This window comes from Pseudomonas borbori, from assembly GCF_900115555.1.
GTDB classification, from domain to species: domain Bacteria; phylum Pseudomonadota; class Gammaproteobacteria; order Pseudomonadales; family Pseudomonadaceae; genus Aquipseudomonas; species Aquipseudomonas borbori.
In genome coordinates this window covers 23857-33636 of record NZ_FOWX01000040.1, presented here as the reverse complement: position 1 = coordinate 33636, position 9780 = coordinate 23857, and the positions used below count along the sequence as shown (strand labels likewise).

Here is a 9780-nt window from a genome sequence, read left to right as displayed (position 1 = left end):
GTCACCGCCGCGGTGGAGAAGCAGATCGGGACGTCGCTGAATAAAACGACGGTGCGCCAGGCGCTCAGGGCTGCCGGGGTCACTCGACAGAAGCCCGCGATCGAGCGTGACACAGTATCGACGAGCCGTCGCTACGGCTACACTGCGGCGCATCGGCGGCATGAGCCCGAACAGCGCTACCCAAGTTGCCTGACCGATGCTGAATGGGCCATGGTGAGTGATCTGTTCGATCGACCTGACACTCAGGGTGTGCCACCGACACATAGCCGGCGTTTGATGGTGGATGCCTGCTGCTACGTTGTGCGCACGGGTTGCTCGTGGCGGATGCTGCCGAGTGATTTCCCCCATTGGGACAACGTCTACAAGACCTTTCGCCGGTGGAGCAAGCAAGGCAAGTTCGAGCAGATGCACGATCGTCTGCGCGAGCTGTGGCGCGAGCGAGAGAACCGCGCTGCCGCACCGACTGCGGCAGTGCTGGATGCGCAATCCACCCGCAGTTCTCCGCAAGGCGGCGAACACGGCTTCGATGCCGGCAAGAAGGTCAAGGGGCGCAAGCGCAACTTGGTGGTCGACACCTTGGGCTTGCTCTTGGCGGTGACGGTCACCGCCGCCAGCGTGCAAGACCGAGATGCCGCTCATGCTGTCGTTGCCGCCGCTAAGGAGAAATACCCCTCGGTGCAGATGTGCTTTGTCGATGGCGGCTATGCAGGGCAGTGTGCGCAAACCCTGCGCGACACGCACGGAGTCGCAGTCGAAGTTGTCCGCCACCCTGCTAATGGGAACGGCGGCTTCTGGCATCACTCGGGTCAGGGCGAGCTATTCCCCATCAAGGCCGATGCCAGTGGCTTCGTCGTTCTCCCCAAGCGCTGGGTGGTGGAGCGAAGCCATGGCTGGAACGAGCGGGCGCGCACACTCATCATGCATCACGACCGTCTTACGCGCGTCTCGGAAGCTTGGGTCTGGCTTGCAGAAGCCCGGCGTCTCCTTCGTCGCCTGACAACCTGATTATTTTGTCTACACCCTCTGAGGCCAGGCCTGTTGTAGACTCCGTTAGGCCCAATCGCTTGAAAAAGCGTCAATCCAAACGGGTTGGGGCAGTTAAAGCCGAATTTTTCAACGGCCTGCTAACGGTGGTGGCCGACCGAGGCTATTACAAAGGTCTGGAAATTCTTGCTTGCGAGCAAGCCGGCATCACTACCTTCGTACCGAAACCCCTGACATCTGGCAGCAAAGCCGAAGGCAGATTCGGCAAGCAGGATTTCACCTGTCTTATTGCCTCGGACGAGTATCGATGCCCTGCGGGGGAGTTACTAACCAGGCGGCATTCGTCGATGGAAGACGGCATGTTATTGCATTGTTACTACTTCTCAGGCTGCCAGTCCTGCTCAATGCAAAAGTAATGTACTACGGGTAAGGAGCGCCGTGTGAAGCGCTGGGAGCATGAGGCGGTAGTCGACGCGATGCAGGCTCGGCTGGAGCATGACCCAGGTAAGATGAAGGTTCGCCGCCAGACTGTTGAGCATCCTTTTGGAACGCTCAAATATTGGATGGGAGCCACCCACTTCCTGACCAAAACACTTGGCTCCGTTCGCGTTCATCGTGGGTTCAACTGGTCTATTCAGCTGGATACCCCGTACTTGCTGGGGATGAGGCCAGATCTATGGATTTCCTGGAACCCAGCAGCGAAGCCCATCTTGGGCGGAGCCAACGACGAACGCGAACAGAGCCAAACACTTCCGCGGGTAAGTACCGAAATGAGCCTTCATGTGCTCGCCTACAACCTCAAACGAATGATGAGCATCTTCGGCATCGCAGGACTGCTTGAGGCGATCAGGGCGTGAATTCAGCCGCTTGGCTCGCCCGTTAGTAGCCGTTTGGGCCGCTGACGCGGCCCAAACGGTATTACGAACGTCTATGTAGCTGACTAAGGTGATTCGCGCTTCCGCCCGCTGATTCCACAGGCAATCTCCGCGACTCTCAGTTTTCGACGTATTTAGCGCGCTTTCACACAGCCTGGGCCGGTCTCTGCCGGTCACGGAGCGACGCCCCTCAATTCGATGACCGCCACTTCGGCTTTCCTGTAGTTACCCAGCAGGCCGTCCACCGACCCTGCCCGGAAACTCTATCCGGAGCAGGCACATGCGTCTCTACCTGTGCGAGAAACCGTCCCAGGGCAAGGATATCGCCAAGGTGCTCGGTGCCACACGGCGCGGCGAAGGGTGCCTGATCGGCACGGATAGCGCCGTCACCTGGTGCATCGGCCACCTGCTGGAAGCCGCTCCACCCGAGGCCTACGGCGCGCAGTACAAGCATTGGTCGCTGGAACAGCTGCCGATCATTCCGGCGCAATGGAAGCTGGAGGTCAAGCCGAAGACCGCGAAACAGTTCCGCGTGGTTCAGCGTCTGCTCGTCGAAGCAGATTCCGTGGTGATCGCCACCGACGCGGATCGGGAAGGCGAAATGATCGCTCGCGAAATCCTGGAGCGGTGTCGCTACCGCGGACCGGTGCAACGTCTGTGGCTATCGGCCCTGAACGAAGCTTCCATCCGCAAGGCACTGGCTTCGCTGAAACCCGGTGCGGAGACCTTGCCTCTCTACCACTCGGCCCTCGCCCGCTCCCGCGCCGATTGGCTTGTCGGCATCAACCTCAGCCGCCTGTTTACCCTGCTCGGGCGCCGCGCCGGCTATGACGGTGTCTTGCCGGTGGGACGCGTACAAACCCCGACCTTGCGCCTGGTGGTGGAGCGTGATCGCGCCATTGCCGCTTTTGTGCCGACACCGTACTGGGAGGTGGAAGTGCAACTCTCCGCCGGAGGGCACGCGTTCAGCGCGAAATGGCTACCCCAGGATCATGCCGCCGATAGCGCCGGACGCTGCATCCAGCATGCTGTTGCCGAGCAGGCGGTGAAAACCATCCTCACGGCAGGGACGGCCAGCGTGCTGTCGCTGGATACCGAACACGTTCGCGAGGCCGCTCCCCTGCCCTTCGATCTGGGTACGCTGCAGGACGTCTGTTCGCGCAGACTCGGGCTGGGCGCGCAGGAGACCCTGGATATCGCGCAGTCGCTGTACGAGACCCACAAGGCGACAACCTACCCTCGCAGTGATTGCGGCCACCTGCCGGACAGCATGTTTGCCGAAGCCTCCCTCGTACTCGCTGCGCTGGCGAAAACCGACCCGCCCCTGCTTCCTGTCCTTCAGTCCCTCGATTGCTCGTTACGCTCTCGTGCGTGGAGCGATGCGAAAGTGACCGCCCACCACGGGATCATTCCCACCACTGCCCCCGTGGACATTGCGCGCCTGTCAGACCGTGAGCGGGCGGTCTACGAATTGATCCGCGCGAACTACCTGGCTCAGTTTCTCCCGCACCATGAATTCGAACGGACCGAGGCCCACCTGGAATGCGCAACGCATCGGTTGCGCGCAGTCGGCAAACAGATCCGTGTCCTCGGCTGGAAAGGCCTGATCAATGAGCCCAAAGGGTGCGAACCCGCCGAGAAAAACCAGGTTCTGCCGGCACTTCGCGAAGGAACGCATTGCCCGGTGCAGGGTGTCGAACTCAAAAACCGTCGAACAGCGCCACCGAGGCCTCTCACCGAAGGCGATCTGGTCAAGGCCATGAAACAGGTGGCCAAGTGGGTCGATGACCCGCGCCTGATGCAGAAGCTCAAGGAGACCGCGGGTATCGGCACCGAGGCCACCCGGGCGGCGATCATCAAGGGGCTTATCGATCACGGCTATCTGCTGAAGAAGCACCGCGCCCTGTCTGCCTCGGCGACCGCGCATACCCTGATCGAAGCCGTTCCCAAGGCAGTCGCCGACCCCGGCATGACTGCGATCTGGGAGCAGGCACTGGACGAAATAGAGGCAGGACGCCTGTCTCTGGAGGCCTTCGTCATCAAGCAAGCGCATTGGGTTGCACAACTGGTCGAACGAAGTGCTAAGTTAACTGTGGCCGTGCCCGTCGCAGCGGGCCCAGCCTGCCCGGTTTGCAACGCGCCGATGCACAAGCGCAGGGGCAAGTCCGGGCCGTTCTGGTCGTGTTCCCAGTACCCGACCTGCAATGGGCTTCTGGCGATAGAATCACCCAACCGCCGCAAACGATCCGCCAAGCCCAGGTGAGGGAGATCATCCGGGGCGGAAAGCCCCCGATTCAGTGCAAAAGCGGCCCATCCTGCTCGCTGTCGTCATCCGTGCCCAGGGGTTCAATCTGCCTGGCCAAGGCCATGCCAGCGGCCACCCATATCGCCGCCAGTTCGTTGAAGATATCCAAATGGGCAGGGCTCTGATTGACCCACAGCACCAGGCTCTCGATCATCTCAGGATTCTCCGGGTCATCACGCACTTGCGTGAAGAAGGCCAGTGCCTGATCCCATGCCCGGTCCCTGATGTCCTTGTTGCGCTTACCCATTCACCTGCCCCAACTCAGCCGTATTCGCGCTGTGGGCTCATCCCTGCCTGACCACATGTTCGGCAATATGAGCAAAATTCAACCTTAAAGGTCGATACTCAACCCTAAAAGACATTCATGTCAACGGGTCTTTGCTCAACCATTCGGGTTGAATTGGAGACCGTCAACGTGACATCGAAAAGTCCAACCCAAACCCAGATCGGGCGCCTGATTGCCAAGCGTCGAACCGAGCGCGGGCTGACCCAGGAAGAGGTCGCCGAACACCTGGGTATCGGTGGCGAAGCCATCTCACGGCTCGAACGGGGAAAGGTCGAACTCTCGATCCAGAAGCTGATCCAGTTGGCGGATATCTTTGACTGCCGACTGGACGAACTGCTGATGGCGTCCAGCAACCGCCCCAGCGATCAAAGCCAGAAGATTGCTGGATTGATCAGTGCGCTGCCAGAGCATGATCGCGCCTTCATTGTGGAGACGGTCGAGCGGCTGGCGGCTCATCTCGGCAACAAGTAAGGTCCCTTGCGCGACTTGACACTTTGTCGGCAGCGCTGATGTAGTGCACGAGCAAGTACGGGTGCCATCGGCATTCCCCAAGACCGATTCGCTCCGGGTAGGTCGGTCGGACTTTCGAGTTCGGAGCATCCTTCTCGTCGAGACATCGTTTCCGCTTCTTAGATGATCAGATCGTTGAGGTGGATGACCGCTGTTGCCTGCATCAGGCTGCTGCGGTCATCCGCTTCGGCGGTGGTATTCAGCGCCGGAGCCCACCGGCGAAACACTGGGCGCCTTTTGTGCGCGGATGCGTGCCGATCCATTCCGACCCAGGCCACGACAAGGGTCGGCTGGCGAATCCTGATGCGGTGAAACGAGGCGTTGCGAGGGGCCTTTTCGCTGCACTAGAGCGTCAGAGGTGGCTTTCCTATTCCCCGCCCGGCATCCCGCCGGGCCGGCTTTTCACTTATCTTCATGCCAGTGCTTGCCACTGGATTCCAGCAGCAAAAACTCTTCTTGCCACGCCTTGACGCTGCCCATCAGCAGGCTTATAGAAAGGGCATGGTTCGCTGTCGTTGACAGCCCCAGCCCAGGTAGCCGGAGCCTTCAAGGCTACGCCACGTACGTGGTGGTTCGACCCAAGTGCGATCAGCGTTCGGAAGCTCGCACGGTCGCCGCCTCGGCGGTGATGAATGCCGACTCCCCCTCCCCTGGCTGTTTCATCGGCCAGGTTCTCTTTTGCCGTACCCCATGCACCCTACCCAGGCGTTTTGTCCTGAGCGCCGTCGGCTTGCCGATGTCGTTCCTGATTCGCCTGCACCTCACCCACCCCGACGGGGACTCACCTCCCCGCTGTGGGGATCGTGCGTCGCCGTTTCCCCTTGAAACAGGAGAAACACCATGGCCCACGCCAACCCCCCCCAAGAAGCGGTCACTTACTTCAATCTGCACACCAGCGGCATCGGCTACCTCAACCGTGTCCGTGAAGTGCCGGTGCGTCGCGGCCCGCCGTTCATGGCCTGCGATATCGCCGCCCTGCACGGCGCCAGCGATGCGGTGGAATACACCCGCTTCGACTGCAAGGTCGCCGGTGGTGAAGCCGAACGGCTGATCCGCCAGTACTGGGATGCGGTCAAGGCCGAGAAGAAGGTCTTGCTGTCCTTTCGCATCGGCGACCTGTGGACCGATCCGTTCCTCTACGAGAAAGGCGAAAAACAGGGCCAGCCAGGTGCAGGCCTGAAAGGTCGCCTGCTCTTCATCGACTGGATCAAGGTCGACGGCAAGCTGGAATACAAGGCGCCCGCCCGGCAGGAAGTAACAGCCCCTGCCGAACAAGCGCCGAGTGACGAGTCCGCCGAGGCATCGGCGGACGCCGAAACCGATGAACCAGACACCACAACGGATGCGCCGGCAGAGTCGGAGGCTCCACCGTCCGCACGCACGGTTCGCCGTGATTCCAAGCGTACCGTTCAGCCCGTCTGAACCCTTCGCGACCTCCTGAGCAAGGCGCTCCATCGAGCGCCTTTCCTTCGATCCAGCACAGGGGAAACCATCATGGAATCGTTCTGGTTCTGCGACGACTGCCTGTTTGCCGAGGCTTACGACGACTACAGCGCGCTGTCGCTCCACCACACGGCGGATGACGTCGATGCACGCATCGCGGCCATCCGGGATGGCCTGACTCGGTTGATGCCCATCAGCGCCGACTTCGATGCCGACGCTGGCTGGGGAGTCGATCCCTTCTCCCGTTCACCCTGCGACGGCTGTGGCTCGCCGCTACATGGCCCGCGGCACCGCTTCACTCGGCTATGACAGGAGTCCACTCGTGAAAACTGACTACGCCGACTCTCCCTTTGCCAAGCATGCCGACCTGCTGCTGCAGCATGACCACAGCACGGCCCAACGCCTGGCGCTTTGCGTTCTCAGTCTCTACAACGGCGAAGAATGGCCGTGTCGGCTGGATTGGATCGCCACCTTCGACACGCCGCACCTGCAGATCCTGCTCGAGATGCTGGTGAGCTACTACCGCTACGGCGAGAACGACCCGCACTTCATGAACCTGGGGCGCCAGCTCCGGGATCGATTCGAACACACCCGGCGCAAGCGTAGACGACGCAAGGTCTGAGACGCATGCCATCCACTTACCCACCCCGGGGATACCACTCCCCAGGGGGTGCGTACCCCATGTTTAACTTGGAGGTACCCACCATGAACACACAGCTCGCGCTGATTGGCAGCACGCCCCTCAACACCGACGCCCGTACGATCCGGGAAGACCAGGTCATCGAAGAAGCCCTGCTTATCCTCGAACGCCGGGTATTCAGCCGCGGTCCCGAACTGACCTCACCCGGCCTGGTGGCCGAGTACCTGCAAGTACTTCTCGCCCAAGAGGAGCACGAAGTCTTCGGGGTGGTTTTTCTCGATACCAAGCACCGGGTACTGACATTCGAGGTGCTGTTTCACGGCAGCATCGACGGTGCCAGCGTCTACCCCAGGCAGGTGGTCAAGCGCGCCCTGGCGCATAACGCCGCGGCGGTGATTTTGACCCACAACCATCCCTCAGGCTGCACCGAACCCAGCCAGGCCGATCGCACCCTGACCCTTCATCTGAAGGAAGCCCTGGCCCTGGTCGAGGTGCGTGTCCTGGATCACTTCATCGTCGGCGAAGGCCGCCCCACATCCCTGGCCGAATACGGCTGGCTTTAATCCCACAGGCGCCTTCGGGCGCCTTGTTCATTCTGGAGAACCCTCATGAGGCCAACACACCAAGTTTCTCTCCTGCCGGCTGGCGCGAATCCTTTTTGTCCGCGGCTATGAGAGCCTGCATATCGAACGGTTGCTGCTGATCACCTACGAGGACGACGGCCCACCTTGCTGCCGTCCAGTGCATGAATCACAGGCCCACCTGCAGGACCATGAGTTGCAACTGTTCTCCTGCATCTTCAACGACGATTTCGCCCTGGTCAGCGAAGGCCAGGCCATCCCGACCGACCTGGACGAACGCTGCCAATCCATCGGACTGGTTCGCCACGTGGTCTATGCCGTAATAGGTACAGCGCTGAACGAGCGGTATCACATCGGCGACCTGTACTCCCGGGAAGAGGCGCAGGCGGTGATCCGCCGGTTGAGTTTCGAAACCGGGCGCTATAGCCGAGCCTGGGAAATCAGTACGCTGCATCTTCCCGAAGAGGCCGTCCGTTATCTGGTGGACTGGATAAACAGATCGCCGCCCAGGCAAACCGGCTTGCTGTTCGAGCCTTTCGCACTCCCGGACTGCTGCGGCTTCGGCTGCAAATTGATCTGCACGCCCTGGACGGATGAGCATCTTATGGAGGTCGATGGGCAATGCTATGGGGCGCTCAGACAGGCGCAACTCGCTACCGGCGTACCAGATGCCCTCGTGCGTATCCTCCATCTGGCCAGCCTGGCGGATACCAGGTTCCTAATCTTCGACCCGAGCGCCAGCACACTGCCAGGACTGCCTGTGTACGACGAGTGACCCCACCTGCCCACCGCGAGGACTGCCTGACGGGTACCCGAAGCACAAACCAGCCCTGCCCGCACCGGAATAGTCCGGCTCCGGATGTACGCTTCGCCCCCAAAAAGCGATAGCTCTCACGTCAGCTTTCCTCTGCGCAACACCCCTTACCTCATGTCAGGGTGACGCCGTCCCTGGCATGAGGTAAGTGTCGTGTACCCATCTTCCGTACTTCTCGCGCTGCTGGCGTTGCTGGGTGCATGCACCTCGCAGGTACCTGCAGTAACGGAACCCCGCGACCGCAAGGCGGGTAATGAGCACACCTCGGGCGCGTCTCCGCTGCCGGTGCAAAGCATCCGCTACGGGCGCTATACCCTGGTCAGCACCGAACCCAGCGCGGAGCAACGGGACCTTCTCGCCCAAATTATCGATGTGAGCATCCCGCCTGCGCTGAACCCGACGGTGCAGGACGCCATGCGCCATGTACTACAGCGTTCGGGCTATTCGCTGTGTCCCATCAACGCCAGGCTGAAGGTCCTCTTTACCCGGCCGCTACCGGCTGTCCATTACCGGCTCGGCCCGCTCGCGCTCCGTAATGCGCTGGAGGTACTGGCCGGCCCAGCCTGGCAGTTGCTGGCCGATGACGTCGGCCGCGCGGTCTGCTTCCGGCAACTCAGCCTGGACAACGGCAGCGCATCCCCCGCCACGCCTCTCCAGCCAGAGGCCCGGCCATGAAAGCCTCGACCTTGCAAACCCTCCTCCTCGGCTTGCTGTGTCTGGCGGTCGCCGGTTTGGCCGGCACGCTGTACAAACAGCATCAGCGTATCGCCGAGCTGCAGACCGCTACCGCCAAACACGCACAGCAGCTGGACACCCTGCAACAGGGCTCGAACAGCCTGCTGGATATGCAGGAATCCCTGAGCGTCGAGTTGAAGGAACTGAGGCTCGCCGTCGAGAGTGGCGCGCAGCAGACCAACACCCTCGATCCTCTGCTGGATCAATGGGTCCAGGAAGTACAGACCCTACGCGATGGGCTGGCGACGCGAGCCACCGAGACGGCACTGGCCGCCCTGCGCACACGTGTCGAGCAGACCGAGCAGCAACTCCAGGCCGTCAAGGCCAAGCCTTCCAGGGCCGTATCGCCGCCCGCCAAACCGAAGAAACCCGCCCGAGCACCGCGACCAGCCCCTGTATCACCGCCATTCACGGTGATGGCGATCGAGTCCCGTGGTGGCGAGCGCTTCCTGACCGCAGCGCCCCTGGGCAGCCGCTCGCTGGCAGAGGTCCGCCTGCTGCATCGCGGCGAGCGAATCGGTTCCTGGCACCTGAAAACGTTGGGGCCAACCACAGCCATCTTCAGCGTGCCCGCTCAACCGGATCAGATCATCCCGCTGCCCTGAGA

Annotated in this window: 10 protein-coding genes and 2 pseudogenes; 11 read left to right on the top strand and 1 reads right to left on the bottom strand. The window is 61.5% G+C overall.

The genetic code is table 11. From position 1 onward, the window contains the following. Nucleotides 1–12 precede the first annotated feature (12 nt). The 3 genes and pseudogenes from BM315_RS21390 (at nucleotide 13) to BM315_RS21380 (ending at nucleotide 4122) form a co-directional block, all read left to right on the top strand. A complete protein-coding gene (locus tag BM315_RS21390; protein ID WP_090505366.1) occupies nucleotides 13–1005 on the top strand; it encodes an IS5 family transposase in 993 nt (330 codons plus the stop codon). 119 nt (nucleotides 1006–1124) lie between these two features. Beyond that, nucleotides 1125–1574 (top strand): annotated as a pseudogene (locus BM315_RS21385) (transposase); the annotation flags it as partial. Nucleotides 1575–2139: 565 nt separating this feature from the next. Further along, nucleotides 2140–4122, top strand: a complete 1983-nt coding sequence (locus BM315_RS21380; protein WP_090505364.1) for a DNA topoisomerase III — start codon at nucleotides 2140–2142, stop codon at nucleotides 4120–4122. 31 nt (nucleotides 4123–4153) lie between these two features. Here the strand turns inward: BM315_RS21380 and BM315_RS21375 are convergent, their stop codons facing one another. After that, nucleotides 4154–4411, bottom strand: a complete 258-nt coding sequence (locus BM315_RS21375) for a hypothetical protein (RefSeq protein WP_090505363.1) — start codon at nucleotides 4409–4411, stop codon at nucleotides 4154–4156. Nucleotides 4412–4579: 168 nt separating this feature from the next. Between BM315_RS21375 and BM315_RS21370 the strand changes: the two genes are divergently transcribed. The 8 genes and pseudogenes from BM315_RS21370 (at nucleotide 4580) to BM315_RS21335 (ending at nucleotide 9778) form a co-directional block, all read left to right on the top strand. Then, the gene (locus BM315_RS21370) at nucleotides 4580–4921 is read left to right on the top strand and encodes a helix-turn-helix domain-containing protein (RefSeq protein WP_090505361.1); all 342 of its coding nucleotides are present in this window, start codon (nucleotides 4580–4582) and stop codon (nucleotides 4919–4921) included. Nucleotides 4922–5800: 879 nt separating this feature from the next. Then, on the top strand, nucleotides 5801–6382 hold the full coding sequence (locus BM315_RS21365; RefSeq protein WP_090505359.1) for an STY4534 family ICE replication protein: 582 nt from the start codon (nucleotides 5801–5803) through the stop codon (nucleotides 6380–6382). Between the two features lie 72 nt (nucleotides 6383–6454). Continuing rightward, complete coding sequence (locus BM315_RS21360) at nucleotides 6455–6712, top strand: hypothetical protein (RefSeq protein WP_090505357.1); 258 nt, start codon at nucleotides 6455–6457, stop codon at nucleotides 6710–6712. Nucleotides 6713–6725: 13 nt separating this feature from the next. Further along, the gene (locus BM315_RS21355; RefSeq protein WP_090505355.1) at nucleotides 6726–7025 is read left to right on the top strand and encodes a hypothetical protein; all 300 of its coding nucleotides are present in this window, start codon (nucleotides 6726–6728) and stop codon (nucleotides 7023–7025) included. Nucleotides 7026–7108: 83 nt separating this feature from the next. Beyond that, nucleotides 7109–7606 (top strand): RadC family protein, encoded by a 498-nt coding sequence (gene radC, locus BM315_RS21350; protein WP_090505353.1) that lies wholly within the window; start codon nucleotides 7109–7111, stop codon nucleotides 7604–7606. 45 nt (nucleotides 7607–7651) lie between these two features. Continuing rightward, nucleotides 7652–8399 (top strand): annotated as a pseudogene (locus tag BM315_RS21345) (DUF5983 family protein). Nucleotides 8400–8591: 192 nt separating this feature from the next. Further along, on the top strand, nucleotides 8592–9113 hold the full coding sequence (pilL2, locus tag BM315_RS21340) for a PFGI-1 class ICE element type IV pilus protein PilL2 (protein ID WP_090505351.1): 522 nt from the start codon (nucleotides 8592–8594) through the stop codon (nucleotides 9111–9113). Then, the gene (locus BM315_RS21335) at nucleotides 9110–9778 is read left to right on the top strand and encodes a chemotaxis protein (protein ID WP_090505349.1); all 669 of its coding nucleotides are present in this window, start codon (nucleotides 9110–9112) and stop codon (nucleotides 9776–9778) included. Before pilL2 ends, BM315_RS21335 begins: the two co-directional genes overlap by 4 nt. Nucleotides 9779–9780: the final 2 nt, after the last annotated feature.